23 protein-coding genes, 1 pseudogene and 1 riboswitch are annotated in these 22,513 nt (G+C 66.7%); of the genes and pseudogenes, 16 read left to right on the top strand and 8 right to left on the bottom strand.

Features of this window, described 5'->3' with window-relative positions:
• The first annotated feature begins 41 nt into the window (after positions 1-41).
• Complete coding sequence (locus tag VGZ23_12365) at positions 42-1,139, top strand: hypothetical protein (protein HEV2358383.1); 1,098 nt, start codon at positions 42-44, stop codon at positions 1,137-1,139.
• A gap of 138 nt (positions 1,140-1,277) precedes the next feature.
• On the opposite strand, the gene VGZ23_12360 is transcribed toward VGZ23_12365, so the two are convergent.
• On the bottom strand, positions 1,278-1,670 hold the full coding sequence (locus VGZ23_12360; protein HEV2358382.1) for a hypothetical protein: 393 nt from the start codon (positions 1,668-1,670) through the stop codon (positions 1,278-1,280).
• Positions 1,671-1,852: 182 nt separating this feature from the next.
• Positions 1,853-1,936: riboswitch (cyclic di-GMP riboswitch) on the top strand.
• Positions 1,937-2,330: 394 nt separating this feature from the next.
• Here VGZ23_12360 and VGZ23_12355 point away from each other — a divergent pair.
• From VGZ23_12355 to VGZ23_12345, 3 genes are all read left to right on the top strand, one after another.
• On the top strand, positions 2,331-2,585 hold the full coding sequence (locus VGZ23_12355) for a hypothetical protein (GenBank protein ID HEV2358381.1): 255 nt from the start codon (positions 2,331-2,333) through the stop codon (positions 2,583-2,585).
• Between the two features lie 394 nt (positions 2,586-2,979).
• Positions 2,980-3,468, top strand: a complete 489-nt coding sequence (locus VGZ23_12350) for a methyltransferase domain-containing protein (protein ID HEV2358380.1) — start codon at positions 2,980-2,982, stop codon at positions 3,466-3,468.
• 90 nt (positions 3,469-3,558) lie between these two features.
• A complete protein-coding gene (locus tag VGZ23_12345) occupies positions 3,559-3,693 on the top strand; it encodes a hypothetical protein (GenBank protein ID HEV2358379.1) in 135 nt (44 codons plus the stop codon).
• 888 nt (positions 3,694-4,581) lie between these two features.
• Here VGZ23_12345 and VGZ23_12340 read toward each other — a convergent pair.
• On the bottom strand, positions 4,582-5,052 hold the full coding sequence (locus VGZ23_12340; GenBank protein HEV2358378.1) for an NUDIX hydrolase: 471 nt from the start codon (positions 5,050-5,052) through the stop codon (positions 4,582-4,584).
• Positions 5,053-5,234: 182 nt separating this feature from the next.
• Here VGZ23_12340 and VGZ23_12335 point away from each other — a divergent pair, with 182 nt between their 5' ends.
• Complete coding sequence (locus VGZ23_12335; protein HEV2358377.1) at positions 5,235-5,900, top strand: hypothetical protein; 666 nt, start codon at positions 5,235-5,237, stop codon at positions 5,898-5,900.
• A gap of 247 nt (positions 5,901-6,147) precedes the next feature.
• Positions 6,148-6,543, top strand: a pseudogene (locus VGZ23_12330) (HipA domain-containing protein).
• 173 nt (positions 6,544-6,716) lie between these two features.
• On the opposite strand, the gene VGZ23_12325 reads toward VGZ23_12330, so the two are convergent.
• A complete protein-coding gene (locus VGZ23_12325) occupies positions 6,717-6,941 on the bottom strand; it encodes a hypothetical protein (protein HEV2358376.1) in 225 nt (74 codons plus the stop codon).
• Between the two features lie 257 nt (positions 6,942-7,198).
• Here VGZ23_12325 and VGZ23_12320 point away from each other — a divergent pair, with 257 nt between their 5' ends.
• From VGZ23_12320 to VGZ23_12300, 5 genes are all read left to right on the top strand, one after another.
• Complete coding sequence (locus VGZ23_12320) at positions 7,199-8,284, top strand: sigma-70 family RNA polymerase sigma factor (protein ID HEV2358375.1); 1,086 nt, start codon at positions 7,199-7,201, stop codon at positions 8,282-8,284.
• A 247-nt stretch (positions 8,285-8,531) separates the two neighbouring features.
• Entirely contained in the window at positions 8,532-8,888 is a 357-nt protein-coding gene (locus tag VGZ23_12315) for a cupredoxin domain-containing protein (protein HEV2358374.1), read from the top strand.
• Between the two features lie 147 nt (positions 8,889-9,035).
• A complete protein-coding gene (locus VGZ23_12310) occupies positions 9,036-9,971 on the top strand; it encodes a hypothetical protein (protein ID HEV2358373.1) in 936 nt (311 codons plus the stop codon).
• Complete coding sequence (gene gspE, locus VGZ23_12305) at positions 9,911-11,719, top strand: type II secretion system ATPase GspE (protein HEV2358372.1); 1,809 nt, start codon at positions 9,911-9,913, stop codon at positions 11,717-11,719. The genes VGZ23_12310 and gspE overlap by 61 nt, the downstream gene beginning before the upstream one ends.
• Positions 11,720-11,984: 265 nt before the next feature.
• A complete protein-coding gene (locus VGZ23_12300) occupies positions 11,985-12,479 on the top strand; it encodes a GAF domain-containing protein (GenBank protein ID HEV2358371.1) in 495 nt (164 codons plus the stop codon).
• A gap of 12 nt (positions 12,480-12,491) precedes the next feature.
• Here the strand turns inward: VGZ23_12300 and VGZ23_12295 are convergent, their stop codons facing one another.
• Entirely contained in the window at positions 12,492-13,763 is a 1,272-nt protein-coding gene (locus VGZ23_12295) for a hypothetical protein (protein ID HEV2358370.1), read from the bottom strand.
• A 148-nt stretch (positions 13,764-13,911) separates the two neighbouring features.
• Between VGZ23_12295 and VGZ23_12290 the strand changes: the two genes are divergently transcribed.
• The 5 genes from VGZ23_12290 to VGZ23_12270 all read left to right on the top strand — a co-directional run bounded on the left by VGZ23_12290 (position 13,912) and on the right by VGZ23_12270 (position 18,187).
• Positions 13,912-15,165, top strand: a complete 1,254-nt coding sequence (locus VGZ23_12290) for an MFS transporter (GenBank protein ID HEV2358369.1) — start codon at positions 13,912-13,914, stop codon at positions 15,163-15,165.
• Positions 15,166-15,224: 59 nt separating this feature from the next.
• Positions 15,225-16,580 carry an aspartate aminotransferase family protein gene (locus VGZ23_12285; protein HEV2358368.1) on the top strand — a complete coding sequence of 452 codons (1,356 nt, stop codon included), beginning with the start codon at positions 15,225-15,227 and terminating at the stop codon, positions 16,578-16,580.
• A 148-nt stretch (positions 16,581-16,728) separates the two neighbouring features.
• Positions 16,729-17,061, top strand: a complete 333-nt coding sequence (locus VGZ23_12280; GenBank protein ID HEV2358367.1) for a hypothetical protein — start codon at positions 16,729-16,731, stop codon at positions 17,059-17,061.
• 57 nt (positions 17,062-17,118) lie between these two features.
• On the top strand, positions 17,119-17,448 hold the full coding sequence (locus VGZ23_12275; protein ID HEV2358366.1) for a hypothetical protein: 330 nt from the start codon (positions 17,119-17,121) through the stop codon (positions 17,446-17,448).
• Positions 17,449-17,491: 43 nt separating this feature from the next.
• Positions 17,492-18,187: a ribonuclease H-like domain-containing protein gene (locus VGZ23_12270; protein HEV2358365.1), complete on the top strand. Its 696-nt coding sequence runs from the start codon at positions 17,492-17,494 to the stop codon at positions 18,185-18,187.
• A 434-nt stretch (positions 18,188-18,621) separates the two neighbouring features.
• On the opposite strand, the gene VGZ23_12265 is transcribed toward VGZ23_12270, so the two are convergent.
• From VGZ23_12265 to VGZ23_12250, 4 genes are all read right to left on the bottom strand, one after another.
• Positions 18,622-19,854 carry an NAD(P)-binding domain-containing protein gene (locus VGZ23_12265; protein HEV2358364.1) on the bottom strand — a complete coding sequence of 411 codons (1,233 nt, stop codon included), beginning with the start codon at positions 19,852-19,854 and terminating at the stop codon, positions 18,622-18,624.
• Between the two features lie 146 nt (positions 19,855-20,000).
• A complete protein-coding gene (locus tag VGZ23_12260; protein HEV2358363.1) occupies positions 20,001-20,399 on the bottom strand; it encodes a CBS domain-containing protein in 399 nt (132 codons plus the stop codon).
• Positions 20,400-20,581: 182 nt separating this feature from the next.
• Positions 20,582-20,704 carry a hypothetical protein gene (locus VGZ23_12255; GenBank protein HEV2358362.1) on the bottom strand — a complete coding sequence of 41 codons (123 nt, stop codon included), beginning with the start codon at positions 20,702-20,704 and terminating at the stop codon, positions 20,582-20,584.
• Positions 20,705-20,843: 139 nt separating this feature from the next.
• Positions 20,844-22,513: LuxR C-terminal-related transcriptional regulator (locus tag VGZ23_12250; GenBank protein HEV2358361.1), on the bottom strand; the 1,670-nt coding region annotated here is incomplete at its 5' end.

The raw sequence follows: 22,513 nt of genomic DNA, 5'->3' as shown, positions 1-22,513 counted from the left end.
GTCTGAGGAACCCAATCGAATTTCGGCGTGACGGAAGGGCCATGCGCCAATTACCGCGTCGGCGTATCGCTTCGCTGTTGGCTTGCGCCTTGCTGCTATCTCCGAACACGACACTGACCGCTGCCCAGCAATCGCCGCCGTCACCGACCGGCTCTTTACCGAGCGGACTGGTTGTCGTTGTCGAGAACCAGGCCGGCCGAGCCTTGGCTCTGCACGCGTTGAGCAATCCGTTTATCAGCGGCGTCGCGTTGCAGATCCATTGGGGCGACATCGAGCCCGTCGAAGGAAAACCGGACTGGTCGAAGCTGGATCAACTGTTCGCCGCTGCGGAGTCTTCTCACAAATGGGTGCAACTCCTGATCTTCCCGGGCTTCTTTTCTCCCTCATGGGCCCTGAAAGATGCCAAGACCGAACGGTTCGCGATCCAATACGGGCCCGGCAAGGGCACGGTCGAGAGGCTCCCGATGCCATGGGACGACGTCTACCTCACCCATTGGTTCGCCTTCCTGAAACAACTCAGCGCCCGGTACGGTAAGTCCCAGGTCTTTCGAGTGATCGCGGCCGCCGGACCGACATCGGTGTCCGCGGAGTCCACGTTGCCGGAGAGACCGGAAGATATTCGGAAGTGGCTCGGTGCCTCGTACACGCCGCGCAGATATACTGACGCGTGGCAGCGGGTGTTCCAAGTCGTTGCCGCCGACTTTCCCAATCAATACGTCTCGCTCTCGACGGGCACCGGTCTCAATATCAACGACCGGGGGAAGCGCGATGCGCGTGAGCCGCTGCGCACCAAGCAGACCATCGTCGACGAGGGGATTCGTCTCTTGGGAACGCGATTTGCGCTTCAGAACAGCAACCTCGACGGGAATGCGGGTCCGGTCCGGGCCGGCACCGATTTTGTGATCCGGTACAATGGGCAGATCGTCACCGGCTTTCAACTGCGCACCTCGTGCGTCCGCAACAGCGGAGATATGGGCGCGGCGGGCAACCCCCCGCTCGCATTGAGACGGGCGCTCGACAAAGGATTGAAGCCGAACGACGCGGGGCGCCGCGTCACGTATCTGGAAATCTACGAACCTGATGTGGTTGCGAACGAAATGCAGCCCGTGCTTCGGGACGGAGCGTCCCTGTTCAAGTGAATTTGGCGGACGTTGGCGGATAACCACGGAAGGTGAGGGACACCGGTCGGAACTACTTTGCACGCAGGGGGTCGCCGGTTCGAATCCGGTCGTCTCCACCAATGCAAAGAATTCGAACCGGTGTACTCACTGCCGTCCTCAGACGGCATTTCCAGGAGCGCCAAGGCGTTGAGGGACGTTCGGGCGACGTAGTAGGGTCGCCCGATGGGTTTGAAAGATCTTGTCACGATTTCGCCGCAGGCCATCGAGTTCTTCCTTGAGCGCCTCGACCTTGCGTTCTGTTTCCAGCAGTGCCTGCGCGAGCGTGCCGCTCCCGCGGCCCTCGCCGATGAAGTCGACGAAATTCGCCAGTCGCCGTTCCTCGGCGGTCAGTTCCGTCTCCTTGAGCCGAATGGATTCGGGGATATGCGCGTAGAGCTTGCCGACCTCCGTCTCGACGCGCTGGAGGACGTACTCGATGTGCTCAGCGGACGAGAGCTGCGTCCGCGCGGCGTCGGGGATGATCCGCGGAGTGTAGCAACGGGTGCCCATCGAGCAGGATTAAACGTCGGGAGGGCCGAACGGCCCCACGGCAATCCGACGCCGCCGATTGTTCATTCGCAATCTACCTCGGACCTGTCCCAAGCGTTCGGAGTCACAATCAGATCGCCGCCACGATGCGCTCTATCGGATGAGGGGGCGGGGAAGAGGCGATTCGGAACGCTACCGCGCGTGCGGCTTTCGGACGCGATGATCCGCAGCCCGTAGATGGTCGCCTGGGCGGCAGGGAGCGAATGGCGAACCCGGCCGGAAATGACGTGCCGGGTTTTTTCCCTTTGTGAGCGCAAAACAAGGCGCAAGCCCTTTCAATCGTGTGGAAATTCAATGGCAGGAAAGGACGGTGATGACGTGACCGGATTTGGAACACTGTTACTTCTTGTGGGACCGTTTGCGGTCTGGCGGCGCCGTTCTGCGACAATACCTGCAACGCCTTTGAGTGCATCACGCCAACCATCACTGGCCGATGAGGGGGGCGCACCGACGTCGCCCTCCGGGGGCGCGCAGCACGGACTGTCTAGACTCTCACCTGAAGATCGCGAGCGTCTCAGCGCTGAGGGTGCTTCGGCTGACGAAGTCGGTTGGATCGATGCCTGGCTCGAGGGGAGGCCGGAGCGTACACTTGAGGACCTAACGCAGCAAGAGGACCGGTTAGTGTCTGTGTTGCGATCGTACCGCGATCTTATGGAGGAGATCACCAAATCGAAGACGCCCGGCTCCGAACCTGAGGAGCGACTCAAGGAGGCTCGCAAGACCGCGATCGCCACGTTGGTGCAGATTGACCGAGAAGTGCTAGCGCATGGCTTCAAGGATATTTCGGCAGACGAGAAGATGAAATTGAACTACAAGAACGTCTTGCTCGGTCTCATTAACGAGGCGCTGCAGCACGGATCGGGTGGCACGGAGTGATTCTGACACAGGGCTGAGCGACCCCAGCCTCAGCAGCAGGCGAGACGGGAGGGGTCGACCCCCGACACCGCCTGAGGGACGCTCATACGCCCGGCGGGGCTCCGCCGGTGCCTCTCAAGCGAAGGGCCGAAGGAAGGATGAGCCCAGGTGGGCCGGATGCCAGTAGAAGCGGTGGGCGAGGAGGGCGGTAATACGAAAGTTCCCAGTTCAATCGTGGTCGACTCAGACCCGCGCCCGTGGTTGGAACATTAGGAGGCACCGCGCTTGAGCCGCCACGGAGCGCCGAAGGAGACAACGGTATATGCCTGGGACGAATGAACTTCATTGGTCAGACGATCAGGCCGCCCGGATTGTAAGGGAAACGTACGGGGCCGTAGTCCCGGCGGACGCCGGCGTGGCGCAGAGCCTCTACACGCCGGACGAACTGGCACCGCTCCCCACGTCCGCGGCGGAGATGGCGCTCGGTCTCGGAAACCCCGTCCGCTACGCGGGTCTGCGGCCCGGAGACACCATCCTGGATCTCGGGAGCGGCGGCGGCATCGACACGCTGCTTGCGGCGCTCCAGGTCGGCCCTTCCGGGAAAGCGATCGGTCTCGACATGACGCCGGTGATGGTTGAGAAAGCACGGGCGCACGCGAGGGCGATGGGAGCCTCGAACGTCGAGTTCATCGAAGGGCGCATGGAGGACATCCCGCTGCCCGCTGGTGCCGTAGACGCGGTGATCAGCAACGGCGTCATCAATCTCGTCACATCGAAGGGGAAACTCTTTCGCGAGATCTTCCGCGTGCTTCGGCCGGGTGGCCGGTTGGTGTTCTCCGATTCCGTGATCGATGGTGCGCTGCCCAAGGAAGTGTTGGAGAACGAGGCCGCCTACGCAGGTTGACTGGCCGGTGCGCTTGCGGAGCAAGTGCTTCTGGAGCACGGGCGTAAGGCAGGGTTCACGAACGTAACGACCATCGGCGACCGTGTCCCGATGACCAAAGAGCGGCTGCGGCTATACCCGTTGTTCTCCGGGGAGTTTCTGACGTGGCTCTTTCAGCGCATCGACCCGTCGTGCAACCCGATCTACACCGCGCATTTCCAGATGGAGAAGCCGGAGAAAGTCTGAGCGTCTTAATCGTCGCCGAAGTTCGGGAGACATGTTCCGGCGCACGTCCCTTTCCGGCCGCGACGAATCCCGCCACGGCGCGGTCGAAAGCCGTGCAACAGCCAGTCGCGAGAGGCCGCGTGTTCCGTCCGCGCATTGGTGTCATCCTTTGGATTGGCCTGCCCGCGTGAGGTTAAGATTCAGTCGTGGATCGTGAACAGCATGGTTCCGCTACAGGCGCCCACGTCGTGGGTACCGCCGGTCATTTCCTCGTGAAACGTCCACGTCGTGTTGGCGGAATTCAAGAGGGCCCCGAAGCACCCCGTACCATGAACGAGCCGTCCGCGTTCCGGCTCTTGATGTCCACTTGTTGGATGGACACGTACGACAGACCCTCGTATGGACGCCACATCCACGTATATTGGTGCGTCCCCGGCCGTTAAGTTCAGGTCGTTGTCGCCGAAGAAGTGAAACCTCTGCCTTACGTCCGGGCTCGGGCACTGCGACATGCTGTCCGCGTGAGCAAGCATAAACCGGTTTTGGGGGTCGATACCGACGTCGGGGCCGTTGTCACTCGTCCATGTCGTCGCCTTGCCTTTCGTTTCCGCATAGTAGTAGCGGTGACTATCATACGAGTTGTTAGGGAAGACCGTGGCGCAGCCTCCCGGGTTGAGATTCCACCAGCCCTGTGATACGAAGAAGTCGTTGTCGCCGGAGTAGTATGCGATCGCAAGACTCACCGTGTTGCTGGTCCGATTGCACACTTGGAAACCACCGCGCGCCGAAACCGGACTTGGTCCGACGGCGGCGCCCCGATCGAGCCGTGGCTAGTGGCGTTTGGCATGCTGAGTCTCTGGCCACGAGCAGATGACCGCTCGCCGCGGGGTTCGACGTCGTACACCCCACCCGCTACGGGCGCCCGACGCCTCGATGATGGACGAACTGCTCGATCAGCGCACGGTGATCGTCACGAAGGTCGACCGGCCAGGCGCCCGGCGGCGCGAAGCGCACTGCGGAGACCTCGACGCTGGCGCGAAACGTGCCGCCTGCGAGGCGGGCTGAGTAGACGATGGTGAGGTGGCGCGGGCTTTCCCGCTGCACGGCGAGCGGGGCGAGCACCTCGACGGTCAGGCCGGTTTCTTCGAGAATCTCCCGGACGATCGTGTTACTCGGGTCCTCCCCGCGCTGCACCCAGCCGCCGGGCAGCGCCCACGGGGCATCCCGCCGGTAGGTGTGGCGGGCGAGGAGGACGCCGCCCTCGCCGTTCTCGATGATGGCGACGGCGCCGACGATGAAGTGCGCATTCAGGCACCACGTGAGCGCGCCCCGCGTCCAGCCGGGCAGCCAGCGCCAGACCCGGACGCCGAGCCGCTTCAGCATTGCCGTACCGGCCGGCTCGCGCGATCAGCCATGGTTTCCTGCCGGACCCAGTGAAGGTGGGTGATCTTCATGCGATCCGCACCATCTTCCCATGGGCTGTTCACCAGTTCTTCCGATTCTCCGCTTAGTGTGTGAAGTGAGGGCGTGTCCAATTTGCCGCCTAGAAGAAGCGGGGGGTCAGAATGATGCGTCAATTGACCGCCGCAGTCGCCGTGCTCCTGCTTGCCTGTCTCGGATTTGCCGGCACGGGAAGCGCCCAGGTGCCGCAGGCTGTGCAAATTTCGGGCACCATTCAGACGGTGAATTGCGACACTGGACAAGTCACCATGGCAACCGGCGCCGGGAACGAGACGTTCCAGGCGACGACCCAGACCGCGGCGTACGTCAACGGAGCCGCCGTCCCATTGTGCTCGCTTCAGTCGTACGCTGGTGACCAAGCGGCGGCAGCCGTGATTCCGACCAACAACGAACTCGTCTTGAGTCAGGTCAACGTGACCGCGGCGCAGACCGTGCCATCGTCCTCCTCCTCCATTCTCTCGTCCCCCATTGCCGTCGGCCTCGGGGCACTGCTGCTCGGCGGCATCATCGGCTACATCGTGGGCCACAACAACCCACCGGCTCAGGCACCGGCGTATGACCCGGCCTACAACACTCCGGTGCAGACGCCCGTGTCGTACCCGTATGGCTCCGGCGCTCCAGTCTACTATCCGTACGGCTACACACCGGCCTATTTGCCGTCCAATTATCCGTACAACCGCCCATACTACTATCAGGGGCACAATTACTACCGTTGCACGGACGGCGGGTGGAGCCGGGATCGGTCGTGCAGCAGTGCCAGGGACAAATAGACGTCCGCCCACGGGAACTGCCTACTCCGCAAAGACTTCCGGCAGTAACGGCGAGAAGCACGGCGAGCACCGGTGCCGGTCGACATCGCCACGCTTGGCGCGGAAGCGCTCCGGTTGGCCGACCGTGGCGCCCGGGAACTGTTCGGCCGATCGCTCGACACCCTGCTCTCGGACCTGGCGTCGGCCGGGGAGTCGCTTGACCCGTTCGAGTTTGACGGGCTCGTGATCGCGGGCGGGGCGACCGGATGCGCACGCCAAGAACTACTCGTTGCTGATCGGCGCAGACGCCCGCGTTCGTCTTGCGCCTCTGTACGATATAACGAGCGTGCTGCCCTACCCGGATCACGACATTCAGAGGGTTACGCTTTCGATGAAACTGGGCGGCGAATACCGTCTCCGGAATATCCGACTCCATCATCGGCGGAAAATGGCGGAAGAGTTGCGCCTCGATCCTGACGTCTTGGTCCGGCGGGTGAATGACTTCGCGAGCCGGCTAGCCGACCATGCTTCAGCCATCGGTCACCGCTTGCTCGAGGAGGGTCTTGGCAATCCGATCATTGCCCGCCTGGCCGACGCCGTGGCGCCCGCGCCACCGCTTGTCAGAAAATCCTTCGGGCGGCGTGAACCGTCCACCGTAGCCTGACTGTAGGCAATCGGGCGACCACCGTGGAATCCAGCGGTGCAAACGAGTGTTCTAATAAACTGTGGACAGTGTGGATAAGACCGGGTCGGCCGCACGAACAAGGTTGCCGTGGCGTAGTGGTGTAGAGGGTAGGCCGGCCGCCTCGTTGGTTCCCGGGCGGCCGGCCGCGTTCCCTACTGCTGTCCGTCGTTCCCGATTGCCTGGCGGATCTGCTGCATCGGCCCCAGGGCAGGCTGCCCGGGCCCGGCCATTGCGCCCGCGTCATATTGTGCGGGCATCAGACGGACCGGCGCGTCCCCGATGGGCTGAACGTCGTGGAGATCGTCTCCCGCGAACGCCGTGGATCCGCACAGGCCCAACGCCGCGGCCAGGGTGAAGCCCGCAAAAATCTTCCGCATTGTCTCTCCCTCCTCTCTCCGAGTCTCTTCACCCTCAGATACACCCCGGCGCGTGCATGGATGCCGGGTCGCTCGTCCTGTTACGATGTCGCGACAATAGCGGTGTCGGATCGATTACATCCGACGCGCGCGCGCCGGTGTAGTATGCAGTAGCAGGCGTCGGAGGCGATTCGAGTGACCCTTCCGAGTACCGGGATTTGCGAGTTTGTGCGCACCGGCCGCGCGTTCATGCGCGCTCCGCTGGCGGTCGGAAACTGATGCGCCCGCGGCAGTATCCGCGGTGGAGGTGGCACCGGGAGACCCGCGGGATTCCCGTGAATCCCGGCGGACGCGAGAGCAGCGACGAAGAGCTAATGCAGCAGCTGGCTGCCGGCCGGCAGGAGGCCCTCGGGCCTCTCTACACCCGGTACGCGGCGCGGATTTTCTCGCTCGCCGCCCAGACGCTGGACCGGACGACCGCCGAAGAGATCGTGCAGGAAGTGTTCCTCGCGATCTGGCGGAAGGCCGGCACATTCGCGCCGGAGCGGGGCACCTTTCGCGCGTGGGCATTTCAGATCGCCCATTACCGGATCCTGAACGAGCTGCGACGTCGGAGCCGTCAGCCGCAGCTGGAGGACGATCCCGACGGCCTGCGCGTCGCCGAGGCGGCCGATCCGATGCCCGGTCCCGACGAAGTCGTTGATCTCGAGGCGCGGCGGGCGGAAGTCCGGGAGGCGCTGAACGCGCTGCCGCAGGGGCAGCGCCGGGTGCTGGAGATGGCCTTCCTGGAGGGACTGACGCACGATCAGGTGGCGGCGACCCTCCAGCTGCCGCTCGGCACCGCCAAGACTCGCATCCGCGCGGGTCTGCAGAAGCTCCGCGTCGGGCTCGCGCCCGCGCTCGGCGTGCTGGTCCTCGTAGCCGCAGGCCTTGGGGCCGTGCTGGGGATTCGCAACGAGCAGGCGGCGCGCGGGCTCGACGCGCGGGCCCTGGCGCTGCTGACTTCGAGTGAGACGGTCGCCGTCCGCCTCCGCGCGACTGCGGGGGTTCCACCGGAGACACATGCCGTGTACCGCGGACACACAGGCGCGGCCATCGCCGTGCTGACGCTGGAGAAGTTCCCGGCGGCGCCCGCGGGCGAGACCTATCAGGCCTGGGCGCGACACGGCAGGACCTGGACGTCGTTGGGAACGGTGCGTCCAGACGCCCGCGGCGACGCGCGGCTGATCGTCGAGGGGACCGGGGTGGCGGTGATGCCGGATGCGATCGAGGTCACGCGTGAGCCGGCACGCGGGAGCCCGAACCCGCGCGGGCCGGTGATCGTGAGCGGTCAACCGGGGTCGCCGAGCAACCCGTACCCGTAGCGAAAACGAGGACCGCAACAAAGGGGACGGCCGCACGCCGGTCGTCCCCCTTCTCATTGAACCCAACGCCGGCCAGGGGGGGCGGGCCGATCCGTGAACGCCAATCCGGGCGCCCCGTTCCGGTGTATTCACGTCTGAGCGAACAATCACGGGCGGCCGCGGCCGAAACGACTCCGTCGGCGCGCCGGCACACCGTGGAAAAGGACGGCGCACAATGGCAGGCAGGGCGAGATTCCGAGGCGCGCCAATGGCGCGCGGTGCCGCGACCCTGATGGCTGCACTGCTGCTCGTGATCGGCGTCGCCTGGACCGGCGTGTCTCCTCGGGCGGCGGCATCGGCGAACCCGGTGGGCACCGGCGTCCGGATTCAGGTGAAGAACTTCGCGTTCGAGCCGGCGGCGATCACGATCAAGGTTGGACAGAAGCTGACGTGGACCAACGACGATGTCGTGCCGCATACCGCGACGGCGGACCACAACGTGTGGGACTCGGGGCAGGTGGCGCCCGGTCACAGCTTTACGGTCACGGTGATCAGGCCGGGCATGTACGAGTATACGTGCCTGAATCATCCGTTTATGCACGCGAAGGTGATAGCCGTCAAGTAGCGGGTCGCCGATCCGGGTAGGCGCGCGTCCCGCCCAGCCTACCATGAAAGAAAGCAACGCGACGCCGATGCCGAAGTATCCGCCATCGGGTGAGAGATGGTGCGTGCCTGGTTGCGGAAAAGTCGAATCAACGCCGGAAGGACTGCGGTGTGCGCCGTCCTCCTCACGCTCGCGGCCGCCTTGCCCGGTGGCGCAGAGACCCCTTCGGTCGATGAGTTGATGCGGCTCGCCCTCGCGCCGAAGCCCTCGGATGCCTACACGATGAAGGCAGATTTCGCGGTGCTGCTCGCGGTCCGGTATGCCGGCGGCGGCCGGCTCACGGCGACCGCCCGGGGGGCGCTTACGGAGTGGCACAGGCCGGGTGAGCCGCTCCACCGGATGCTCGCCATTCGCGAGATGCGCCTGCCGCTCGTGCTGCGGCCGTTCACGCGGGTGGTTCAGCGGGTCATCAAAGAGCGGATCGAGACTCAACCGGACGACCTGCCCGACTTTCACGCCCACGACTTCTTCATGCTCGACGACGCGCCTGAGGACGGGTACGCGATCGGCGGCGTGCGGCGGGACATCGTCACGCAGACGATGGCGACCTACCGGTCACCGCTATCGGGGCGCACCGAAGACACCGGCGCGCGGCGGGCGGTCGCAAAGTGGCTGTACACATCACCGATGATGAAGTCGCGGATCGTTCGGCCCGGTCCGCCGTATGCGCTGGAGGCGGTCGTGGACGCGCGGGGCCTTCTCCAGGCGTTCACCGTTTTCTACAATTGGGGCACGCTCCACACGCGGATCGCGTACGCGTTCATCAACGGCGCACCGGTGTGGGACCGCCTCCAAAGTGACGTCGCGGGTGATCTCCCTACGCTTGGGCACGTCGCCGGCGAGGTCACGATCTCCCTGTCCAACGAGTGCCTCGACTGTACGGCGATCGGCGCCGGACCGGCCGGGGCCAGGAATCCCCCGTCTAAAAACCTTATTGCGAAGGGCATATACGTATCATGCCGGGAGACTCTCGCGAATTTGCCATGGCCGGGCCGAAAGCCTCTACCACAACGACGCTCGCGGATCGTCGCGAAGTCACACTGACCGGGAAAAAACGGCGCGCGGAGTTCGGACGTTCGCTCGAGGCGCTGCGGGACTTGGGGCTGCCGAAACAGGTCCTGGACCAGGCGGTCGAGGTCCTGCGCAAGCATGGGCCGCGTCTCAGCCGCGAGTTGGTGCAGATGGGCGTCTTGAGCGAGCGCCAGTTCGCGCGGGCGCTCGCGCAGCGGTGGGGACTGGTTTTCACCGAACTGGCCGAGGACGGCGTCGACGCCGAGGCGGCGCGGCTCGTCCCCGGGAATCTGGCCCAACGCCACAACGTGGTCGCGGTCGCCCGCAAGCAGGACCGGCTCGTCGTGGCGATGCCCGATCCGTCGAACGTGGTGGCGATCGACGACATCCGCCTGCTCACCGGCCTGGACGTCGAGATCGTCATCGCCAGCCCGGAGGACATCACGCGGGCCCAAAGCCGGTTCTACGGGATCGCGGCCGACGTAGAGCAGTTTCTCAAGACGTCCACGCCGGGGTCGGACGCCGAAGTTCCGGAGACCTCCGCGCGGGACGAGGAGATCACCGTGGAGCGTCTCCGCTCGATGGTCGAGGAGGCGCCGATTGTCCGCGTCGTCAATCAGGTGATCCAGCAGGCCATCCAGGCCGGGGCAAGTGACATCCACCTGGAGCCGCACCGGCAGGACGTGAAGGTCCGGTTCCGCGTCGACGGGCTGCTTCGGGAGGTCATGGCGCCGCCGAAGCAGCTTCAGGCCGCTCTCATCTCGCGCGTGAAGATCCTCGCCAACATGGACATCGCGGAGCGCCGCCTGCCCCAGGACGGGCACATCCACACGCGGCTCAACGGCAGGGAATACGATCTCCGCGTCAGCAGCCTGCCGACGGTGCTGGGGGAGAACATCGTCATTCGTGTGCTCGATCAAACGAGCGCGAGCGTGTCGCTCAACCTGCTCGGTCTCCCCGGCTCGCTCCTGGCCGCGTGGGAGACCCTGATCACGAAGCCGTACGGCATGATCATCGTCACCGGGCCGACCGGCAGCGGCAAGACGACGACACTGTACGCCTCGCTGGCGCGGATCAACACGCCGGAGCGCAACATCGTGAGCATCGAGGACCCGGTCGAGTACCAGATGGCCGGCGTCAAACAGGTGCAGGTGAACACGCGGGCCGGGCTGACGTTCGCGAGCGGCCTCCGCAGCATTCTGCGGCAAGACCCGGATATCGTGCTGATCGGCGAGATCCGCGACCGCGAGACCGCGCAGATCGCCGTCCAGGCGTCGATGACGGGACACCTGGTGCTCACCACGGTGCACACCAACGACGCGGCGGGCGCCACGACGCGCCTGGCGGACATGGGCGTGGAGCCGTTTCTTGTCACGGCCTCGCTGATCGGCGTGTTGGCCCAGCGGCTGGTGCGCGTGATCTGCCCGCACTGCAAGGAGGCGTATACCCCGCCGACGGAGGCGTTGCGCCGGCTGGGGCTGGACCCGGCGCAGCACACGAGGTTGAGCTTGCACCGCGCCCGCGGGTGCGATCACTGCCACGGGACCGGCTATCGGGGACGAATCGGAGTATTCGAGTTGCTGGTGATGAACGACCGCCTCCGCGCGGCGGTGCTCGGCGGGGCCTCCGCGGATCAGATCCGGGAGGCCGCGCAGGAGAAGGGGATGCGGCTTATGTGGCAGGACGGCGTGCAGAAAGTGCTCGAGGGTGTCACGACCGTGGAGGAACTCCTGCGGGTTGTCTTCGTGTCCGAGGAAGACAGCGCAAACCTGAGTCACTGAAGCGCAGTCCTCGGGGCAGCGGCCGATGGCCCCGGAGGCCGCTGTAACCTCCCCGGCGCCGCGGGAAAAATTACAGTGAAGTTTCGTTTTCTTCCACAGTCTTTAGGCGGCAAGGGTCCGGCGGGCACGGCGATGTGCCAGCACCCCGAATCGTCAGGTTTTTCTCGCGACAAAACTTACGCGCGCGGAACGATGGCAACACTCTTTTGCCGGATCGGGGCGGGCACTACCCTTAGGAGGACATCACGACCGGGGGGTAACTGCCGTGCCACGCCGGAAAACGAACGAGCAGGCGCTCCGCGAGATCCATGACCTCATTACGGGAACGCTGGATCTTCGCATGGACCTCACGATGGTCCTGGGCGCGGCGCTGCAGCGGTTTGGGGTGGACTCGGCCTGCGTGCTCCTGTTCGATCGGTACGCCACGATGCCGGCGTTCGGCACCGAGTTCGGGCTTCACACTTTCGTGCTCGATTCCGCGGGCGGCGGGGAGGGTGCCGTGGCCCTGGCGCGGGATCCTTTCGTCGTGACTCACCCGCCGCAGGATCGGCGCGATGGATTCAAGTCCAAGTACTCGTGGCCGTTGATCGACGACGGGCGCCTGCTCGGCGCCCTTCATGTGTTCTGCCGCCGTTCGACGAAGCCCGATCAGAAGTGGCGAAAATCCCTCGGTCAATTGGCCGCGCAACTGGCCGTGTCGATCGGCCAGGCCCGCCGCGCCGAAGAGACATTCGCGCCGGGGCGCCCCAGCGACAACTGAGACGGATCGGTCTTAGGCGGGCGTCCGCGACAACAGCGTGCCCGGATCCGGCCGGGCGAATTGCAGCATCGTCCCGGTCAGCCGCGCAAAGGCCTCGCGTTTCACATCCTCGAGCAGCCGGTCCAAGCCCTCGTCCAGGCGCGACGCATCCAGCACGACACACGGTGGATTCCCGTTGCCGCCGGCGGCGGGAGCCGCCGGTTGCGTCGTCACGATCGCGCTGCGGGTCGGGACCCCGGGCGCGACATGCGCAAACTCCGCCGACGCCTGCAGCAGCATCCGCACGTCGTCGTCGGCCGCGGCGCCGTCTTTCAGGCGAAACAGCAACACCGCGTCCTTGTAACAGGCCGCCCCGTCGAGACGGCCGTCCGCGGCCCCGTCGAGAAGCACCGCCTCGCAGTGCCGCTTCCGGAGTGACGATTCCAGCGCGTCGCGCATCCAACGGGTGCTCCTGATGAACTCCTCGCCGGGCGTGCTGAGGCTGTAGACGACGTCCTGGCTCTCGTCGCCGAGGGGCCGCCGGCAGTGCGGACAGCGGATCGCTAACTGCATCGCCGCCTGCACCTCCGCGGCATCTTTGCCGATGCCGACGACCTGGCCGCTCTCGCGGCACATGAGGACGAAGCTGCGCTCGACCAGCCCCTCGGCCACCAGGCCGTCGAGGACGGCGGGATCGACGTGAGTCCCGTTGCCGCTCTTGTCGAGGCGTGAGCGCACGACGGCCGGCCGGCCGAGCAGCGGCTGCGCACCCTGGAGCGTGAACAGCGCCTGCGCCGAGGCAAGCGGCCGCGGCGTAGAGAGCGACGGCGTCCCCGGTGCGTCCGGATGCGTCAGGCCGAGGGCCTGCGCCCACTCGGGCCGGAACCGCGACGCGCGGGCGCGTCCGTTGTCCGCGGTGAGGTGCCCGGCCAGCTCATTGTCGCCGTTTCCCTTGCTGTCGAGCGCGAGTTTCGCGGCCGTGCGGCTGCGGTGCGCCTCGTCCAGCGAGCGTCCGACCGCGACCACGGCAACGGTCGCGCTGCCGGGGGCGCCGATCGCGGGCCGCTCGCAGACCAGGATCCGTACGGCCGGGGTGGCCGGAGGGATGAGCACGTCGACGGTCGCGGCGTGCGCGGGCGGGTCGGCGGGCTCCGCGCCCGCCCCGCCGGGCAGATAGCGCCGCACCAGGTCGACCGCCTCCCGGTGCAGGCTCTGGTATCCTTGTTCGGCCAGCAGCGAGGCGATCCGCCGGCCCACCCCGGCGCCTTCGGAGGAGAACTTGTACTCGAAATGCTCAAACTCCATGGTTCCCCTCCCCTGATCCTCCTTGGACTTACCGACGTCTGTCATGCCCACTTCGCGTCGCAAAGAGACACGGTTGGCGCGGCGGAGGGGCGCGCCGGCGCGCCCGAGAACCCCGTACCAGACGCACCAGGACTTACCAGGAGAACGAATGGCCGATTCGCACGATGCGCCGGCGTCCGGCGCCGCCGCCCCCATGACGAGGCCGACCGCCGGACGCGCGGCGGCCGATCCCCGCTCGCTCCTGCGGCTCAACAACACCCTGCAGGTGCTCACGAACGGAGCCTGGTACGTCGCCACGCCGTTCATTCCGCTCTACCTCGTGTCGCAGGGGGCGTCCGCGGGCGTCGTGGGCGTCGTGGTCGGGCTCTCGGGCATCGCGCCGTTCGCGATCTCGATTCACGCGGGCGCGCTCGTCGACCAGCGGGGATCCCCCGTCGTTTATCTCGCGTCGGTCGTGTTGTTCGGCCTCGGCGGCGCGATCCTGACGGCGCTGCACGGGGTGCCCGCGATCGGCGTGGCGTACACTTTGATGGCGGTGGCCAACATCGGCTTTGCCGTGGCCGCGCAGGCGATCGTCGCAGGGGCGAGCACGGATGCCACGCGGATTCGAAATTACGGCTACTACTCGCTCTGGAACTCCGCCGGCGCGGTCGCCGGCCCGATCATCGGCGGGTTCATCGCCGGCCGCTTCGGGTACGCGGCGGCGTTCTCGGCAGTGTGGATCTTGATGCTGCCGTCGCTCGCCGTCGCCTCGTCACTTCGGCACGTGCCGCGGTCGCCGCGGCGCGCGGTCTCCCTGCGCACCGCGTACACGCTGGCCGGCACCATTCTTCGACAACGCGGCGTGGGCGCGATTCTCTTCATCTCCGCGATGATGGTGTGCGCGCAGGCGCTGCAGCAGAGTTTCTATCCGCTGTACCTGGCCAAGGCCGGACTCCCGGCACCGATGATTGGTCTGCTCGTCGCCGCGGTCAGTTTGGCCTCGATGGTCGTTCGCACGCTGCTCGCCGGCGGCGTGGCCTGGCTCGGCACCGCGGGGTCGCTGGTGGGGGCGACGGTGCTGGTCGCCGGCGCGTTCGCCGTCACGCCGTTCCTCCACGCGTTCTGGCCGTTGGCGGCCGCGTCGGGACTCATGGGGGCAAGTCTGGGGTTCACCCAGCCGCTGACGATGAGCCTGCTCGTGGAATCCGTCGCCGCCGAGCTTTGGGGCGTCGCGCTGGGACTCCGGCAGAGCATGCAGCGCGTGGCCGCGATCGTGAGCCCGCTCGTGTTCGGGGCGGCGAGCGCCGCCCGGGGCGTGGAATCGGCCTTCTTTGTCGGCGCCGCGGCGATGCTGGGGGCCGCCGGGATCATGACGCGCTTCGCGGAACAGATCGGCCGCCGCGACGGAGGCCGGACGTAGAGGACTTGGGCGGCTCCGGCCGAACGTCCCCCTCGCCGGTGCGGCAGAGGAGCTTAGCGATGTCCAACGCGCTCGAGACCTACCTCCATCGAACGCCGGCGTCCGGGCGGCTCATCGAACAGGCCCGCCGTGTGATGCCCGGCGGCGACACCCGCACGTCGGCCTACTGGCCGCCGTACCCCCTGTTCATCGACCGGGGCGAGGGCTGCCGCATCCGGGACGTCGACGGCCACGTCTACGTCGATTTCGTCAACAACTACACCTCGCTCATCCTGGGCCACGCCCATCCCGCGGTGCTCGAAGCCGTGACGCGGGAGCTGGGGCGCGGCACGGCGTACGCGGCGCCGCTCGCCGCGCAGATCGAGCTGGCGGAAGTACTGGTGGATCGCGTGCCGTCGCTGGATGCCGTCCGCTTCTGCAACTCCGGCACCGAGGCGACGCTCTTTGCGCTTCGGGCGGCCCGGGCGTTCACCGGCCGCGAGCGGTTCATCAAAATCGAGGGCGGTTTCCACGGCACGCACGACGCGGTGGAAGTGAGCGTTTCGCCCGGTCTCGACGCCGCGGGTCCGGCGGACGACCCGCGGCCGGTGCCGGCGTCGGCAGGCCTCCCGAAGCGCGTCCTGGACGACGTGGTGGTCGTGCCGTTCAACGACCTCGCGGCGGTGGACCGCGCCTTCCGGCGCTGTCCCGGCGAGATCGCATCACTCATCGTCGAGCCCGCGCCCGGCGGCCTGGGTTACCTGCCGCCGGCGCCGGGGTACCTCGCCGGCCTCCGGGAGACCGTGCACCGGCACGGCGCCCTGCTGATCTTCGACGAGATTCAGACGCTGCGGCTCAGCCGCGGGGGGGCGCAGGAGCTCTTCGGGGTCACGCCCGACCTTACCACGATGGGCAAGATCATCGGCGGCGGGTTTCCGGTCGGCGCCTTCGGGGGCCGCCGCGACGTGATGGATCTGTTCGATCCGGGCCGGCCGGGGTTTCTCCATCACTCGGGCACGTTCAACGGCAACCGGGCGACGGTGGTGGCCGGCGCGGCGGTGCTGCGACTGCTCGATCAGCCGCAGATCGAGCGGCTGAACGCCCTCGGCGCCCGGCTGCGGGCCGGCTTGTCCGAGACGGCGCGGGCCTCGGGGATACGGGCGCAGGTCACCGGCGTTGGATCGTTTTCCAGCATCTTGTTCAGCGATCGCCCGGTGACGGATTACCGGTCACGAGCGGCGGTGCCCGCGGCCCTCCAGTCGCTGCTGCACCTGCACCTGTTGAACCGGGGCATCTACTCGATCTCGCGCGGCTCGTTCAGTCTCTGCGTGCCGATGACCGACGCCGAGATCGAAGCGTGCGCCGCCGCGGTGGGCGACGCGCTGCGGGAGATGCGGCCGGACGTCGAGCGCCACGCGCCGCATCTGCTTGCGTAGGCCGCCCCGCCGGACGCACGTGCATGCGGTGTCGGCGCACGAGGGCCGCGAATTCATCCCGCGTCATGGGCCGGGGGCGCCGGCCCTTCCGCACGCTGATGTCGCGGAACATCTCCTCGAGTCCCGGCGGCGAGATAATCCAGATGAGATGCAGGTCCGCGCCCCCGGTGTTCTCGACACCGTGCCAGACGCCGCGGCGGGCGAAGATGGTCGTCCCCGTCCGGACGGGCACTCGCCGGCCGTCGAAGACCGCCGTGCCGCGGCCGGCGTGCACGAAGAGGATCTCATCCTGATGCTCGTGCAGGTGCACCGGGATCGAGGCGCCCGGACCGAGGCGCTGACGCCCCATGGCGAGCCGGGGCGACCCCACGGTCTTGCGGTCCACCTTGATCGTCACGTTGCCGCTGCGGGACGGCGGACGCAGGCGCAGCGCCTCCCCATCCCCGGGACCGAGCACGAGCCACGGTGGCTTCATCGATGATCCTCCCGGCGCCTCCCGCGTGCGGGACGCGCCGGACGACGAGAGGGAGGCGCGCGCATGGCGGCACAGGCACCGTATCTGTTTGTGGTGATGATGGACGTCGCCCCGGATGTCGAAGCGGCGTTCAATGACGTCTACGACAGGGAGCATATTCCGGCCCTGCTCAAGGTGCCGGGCATCCTGAGCGCGGCGCGGTACCGTACGGACACCCCCGGGGTGCCGCGGTACGTGGCGCTCTACGAGATGGATCGGCCCGACGTCCCCGAGAGCGAGGCCTTCAAGCAGGCGGCCGACAGCGGCACGTGGCCGCACAAGATCCGGCCCCACACGTCCAACCGGAAGCACATCGTCTACGCGCGCGCCGGGGGTGCCGGCGGCGGACGGTAGCGGCGATCGGCGCGCGCGGCGGCGGCTATGGGGGGGAGGCGTGATGCCGAGGCCCGTGGTGGCGCTGGACATCGAGACGGTCGGCCAGGAATGGGAGACTCTCTCCCTGCCGGTACAGACCTATCTCAATGAACGGTCGAAGGGCGACGGCGATCCCGACGCCGCGCGGGAGCGCCTCGCGCTCCACGCCGCGACCGGCCGCATCGTCGCGATCGGCCTGTGGGATCCGGACGCCGGCCGGGGGCGGGTTCTCGTGGAGGGTGAGGCGTCGGACTGGACGGCGTTCAGCGAGGACACGCAGATCTTTCGCGGCTCCGAAGCCGCGATGGTACGCGAGTTCTGGGCCGTCATCGAGCGGGACTCCCCGCTCATCGTCACGTTCAACGGCCGGGCCTTCGACGGGCCGTATCTGCTGCTGCGATCCGCGATCCTCGGCGTGCCGCCGTCCCGCAACCTCATGGGGCCGCGGTACCGGTTGAACAATCACTGCGACCTGTACGACGTCCTCACGTTCTGGCACGCGAGCCGGATGAGGGGCGGCCTGGAGTTCTGGTCCTGCCAGTTCGGTCTCGCGTCGCCCAAGGACGGCGTTCGCGGCGCCGGCGTGGCCGCGCTGTACCGCGAAGGCCGGCGCGAGGAGATCGCGCGCTACTGTCTCGACGACGCGCGCGTGACGGCGCAGTTGTACGACCGCCTCAAACCGATGATCGCGCTGCTCGACTCGGGGACGACGCTGTAATCTAGCGGCGCATCACGCTCAGTTCCTCTTCCAGGCGACTGCCGCGCAATACATCCAGGCGAAGAACGCATCTGGACGTTCCGCCCCGGCATCCATCTCGGCCATCATTGAGTTCATCGTCCTTTGGTCCGCCCACCCTTCTGCCGTCGCCGTCTGGGCCCAGTCACGGAGCAGCGCCTTGAAAAGGGCGGCGTAGCATCGCGTCTGCTCCGGCGACCCCGCACTTTCCCCGAAGGCACTTGCCTCAGTTCGTGCGAAGCCGGCTTTCAGTAGGTGTCGACGGTGATCGCGCCCCGCGAAGGCGTCCTTCCCGTGATGCCGCCGGACCCGAGAGAGCAAAGCAAGCCACTCCTCCAGCACGGGTGTCATGGGGGTCAACAGAATCGATCCCGAATCACCCGCTCGCTGTTGGTTTTCAGCTCACATTATTGGATTCAACGATTCACATTCTCGCAAGCGATGTGCTCGGCAAGGTACTCGGCGTCTCGCCCGACCCCAAGCAAGCTGCTCGACGCTATGGTGTGCAGCCACCTAAGCCCGAGAAAATACACGCCCGGGTGGCGCGTCACACCCCTGCGATGGACGGGCCGGGCGGCACCGTCGAACACGGGCAGATGTATCCACCCGAAGTCGTCGCGGAATCCGGTCGACCACACGACGGAGGTGATTCCCGAGGTCCGGAGATCGAGCGCAGTGATCGGAGTCGGAACCGTGGCGCTCGGGGAGGTCGCATCCGGCTCGGGTGCATCGAGGCCCGTCTTCTTGATGTAGTCGTCCACTGCATGCAGGAGGCGATGGTACGACTCGTCGGCCCGGGCCAGGCTCTGCTCGAGGTCGGCGGCGAAGGTGAACTTCCCGTCTTGGACGTCTCGAAGATGACCGAGGAGCACCACGCCATCCGCGGCGAAGCGCCGGATGTCGATGTCGTGGCCGCCGCGGACGCCGGTGATGTTCCCAAGGCCTCCCAGCCTGTCTTCGGGAGGCACGTTTTCCACCATTTGATCGTACACTCCCATTTCCCATTGCCACCGGACGATGTCCCGCCCTCGGTATCGGCGAACCCGTCGCCGGTGGCTCCCCGCGGCGAGGTAGACGTGACGTCCTCCCTCACAAAGGTCCTCGGTGATCTGGGAGCCGGACGCGCCCGACCCCACGACCAGGACCGCACCGGGCGGGAGTTGCCTGGGGTTGCGGTAGCCGCTTGAGTGAAGCTGGAACACCCAGCCGGGCATGGCGGCCGCGAGCGGTGAGACCGCGGGCCTTTGATACGGACCGGTCGCGACGACGACACTGGCCGCTTCGATAATCGCATCGTTGCTCTCGACGAGGAGTCGGTCTGCTCCTGGCTTTTGTCGGAGCGCGGTCACCCGCACCCCGCACCGCACGGGGGCCCGAATGAACGCGGCGTAGTCCTCCACGAACTGCGCTACCTCGTCGCGTCCGACAAAGCCGTCCGGGTCATCGCCCTGGTAGGCGTAGCCGGGGAGTTGGAGCGTCCAGTTCGGGATCTGCAACGCGAAGGCATCCCAGCGCTCTGTCCGCCAGCGGTGGCCCGGCCACTTCTCCTCAAGGACCATGTGCTCTCGCCCAAGCCGAGAGAGGTGGTAGCTCATCGCGAGCCCGGCCTGGCCACCGCCGATGATCACCGTCTCCACCCGTTCGGTCATGAGTCACGCCCGAGTCCGTCGCGCCTCTGAAGTTTGATCCGCTGCCTGAAGGCCGCCACGGATTTTCGGCCATTAAGGGCCGGATAAAGCAACCCTATCGTGCAAAATATCGTCTTGCTGTGATCAGTTTCACACGCCGTTCGGTACTACGGTAGCAACGCGGTCCAGGGCAGCAATCCGGCAAGATGGTCCCCGTCCAGCACGGGCAGCACCTCATGGCGCCCGGTGCGCATCAGCACGGCGGCGTCTTCGAGCGACGCGTCGGAGGCGATCGCCGGCACGGGCTCGATGATGCGGGAGACCGTCAGCCTGTCGAGCCAGTCGCGCAACTCGTACACACCAAGCGTCGCGACCTCCGACGGCGTGAGACGCAGCAACCCGTTCTCACGCACCAGTCCCACCAACCGGCCCCCGTCGCAGACCGGCAACGCCGCGACGTCGTGCTCCCGCAGCAGCTTGAGTGCAGTCGCCACCGTCGTGCGCGGTGTGATGACGGGCGACGAGATCGTGCTGCTTCGGACATTGGATCTGCGCACATCGATCATGGTCGCGTCCTCCCTTCGTGCGGGTCCAACCGGCCGGCTGGCCACGGCGAATCCGTCCTTGTACCTGGTGCGGCACCCAAAGGCCGCGGCCTGCACCTGTTCAGACTGCGGTTTTGGGGCTATCGCTGGCTGCACGAGGCGGCCGAACCCTAAGGCGCTCGCGAGGATCCGAAGCAGGCCGGTCAGGGCGATCTGTCGGGCTGCCGAGCCTCGCGCCGTGCCCGATCCGCCTCCAGGGCAAGCCGATAACGCGCCGCCCATTCGCGGTCCTCCACGATCTTCTGGTCGCCGATCGCCTTCAGCAAGTAGCGGTGCCTCCTCCCCGCCGCTCGTCTCTTGCGACTCCCAGACTAGCGGGGATGGAGGCCCGCGACATCGCGGAAAAGGCCGATGCCGGTGCTTATCTTTTGCGATGCTGAGGTGGTTGGAAGGCGGTCGCGGTACCTAGGTATCGCGGCGAGGCGGCTGCGGACGATATGGAAGAACCTGGGAATCGGTGGCGTCGGTCTCTGGGTCGGTCCTCAGCCCCCGCTCCGTCGCCCAGGCCGCGATCTGGGCGCGCGAGCCGAACCCGAGTTTGTTGAGGATGTTCTGCACATGGGCGTCGGCGGTGCGCTCAGAGATGACGAGCGTCGTTGCAATCTCGCGGTTCGTCTGGCCGCGGGCCACCAAGGCGGCGACCTCGCGCTCACGAGACGTCAGGACCTCGCCCTCCGGCCGTGTGGCCCGCCGCCGCGGCCTCGCGGGTTCCGCTGACTCGACAGACGCGAGCGCGTACTCGACCGCCTGCTCCAGCGTCATCGCCCGGCCCTCGGCCCAGGCTGCCGCGAAGGCTGTCCCCTGTGGCCGTTCGCGGATCGCTGCCCAGAAGCGCTCCTGGTCTCCGGCTTCGGGGCGCGGATATGTAATGCCAAATGTCTCGCGAGCGGTCTCGGCCGCCCCGAAGAGGCGCGACGCCCGCTCGGCGTACCCGTGTGCGCTGGCAATGAGTGCCAGTCCCTCGATGCACTCCGTCGCGATCCACTTGTCTCCAGCTTCCCCGGAGAGCGCCAGACTCTCCCTGTACAGCCCTGTCGCTCGTTCCAGATCATCTTGCAGCCGCACCGCGTGGCCCGTGGCACGAAGCCCATAGGCGATCCACCGCTTCCCGCCTTGGGTCCGGAACGTGGCGAGGCTCTCCTCACACAACGAAACGGCCTTGGTATAGTCTCCCTTGCGATGGGCCACGCTGCCCAACAGGGCGAGCGCCCTGGCCATCGACCACTTGTCCTCCAGTTTCTGGGATACCTCGAGGCTTTCCTCAAACATGACTGCGGCCGTATCGAAGTCCCCCTGCCGCATGGTCGCGACCCCGCGCCCAAAGAGCCCCATCGCGATGCCCCTCTGGTCCCCCAGTTTCCGGGCCAGCGCAAGGCTCTCCTCGTACAGGGCCAGCGCCCTCCTGTAATCGCCATGCCACATTGCCATGCGTCCTTCCCCCCAGATTGCCTTCACCCGAGCGGTCGACTTTATGTTGCGGCTCCCGGCGATGGCGGTGTCTAGCCACCTGCGCCCCTCGCTCCAGTGGGTGTGACTGGTCCAAAACCATTCCAGGGCTGCTGCGAGCCGCAACCTCGTCTCGGCATCCTCCTCCGCGGTGGTGCTCCATCCCAGCGCGACCCTTAGGTTGTCGTGCTCCACCTCCAGCCGGTTCAGCCACATGGTGTCCTCTGCCCCGTACATCTGTGCCTCCGCTTGTTCCGCTAGGCTCAGATACCACGCGCGGTGCCGCGTTCGGACGTCGGCAGCTTCCTTCGACGCGGCGAGTAGGCCCTGAGCGTACTGCCGGATCGTTTCGGTCATCCGGTACCGGACTTCGCCACTCAGCGTCTCGGCGTTCACCAGGGACTTGTCCACCAACTGCGTGAGGACGTCCAGAATTTCGTCTTCCGTGACGCCTTTCGCGGTGCAGACCGCCTCGACAGTCTCCAGCGTCCAGCCCCCGGCAAAGACGGATAACCGGCGCAGGACGGCGCGCTCCTTCGGAGAGAGCAGGTCATAGCTCCAGTCCATCGCCGCCCGCAAGGTCTGCTGGCGAGGGAGAGCGGTGCGGCTCCCGCCGGTGAGCAGCCGGA

This window comes from bacterium (genome assembly GCA_035945995.1).
Classification (GTDB): domain Bacteria; phylum Sysuimicrobiota; class Sysuimicrobiia; order Sysuimicrobiales; family Segetimicrobiaceae; genus DASSJF01.
This window is presented reverse-complemented; position numbering and strand designations above follow the sequence as displayed.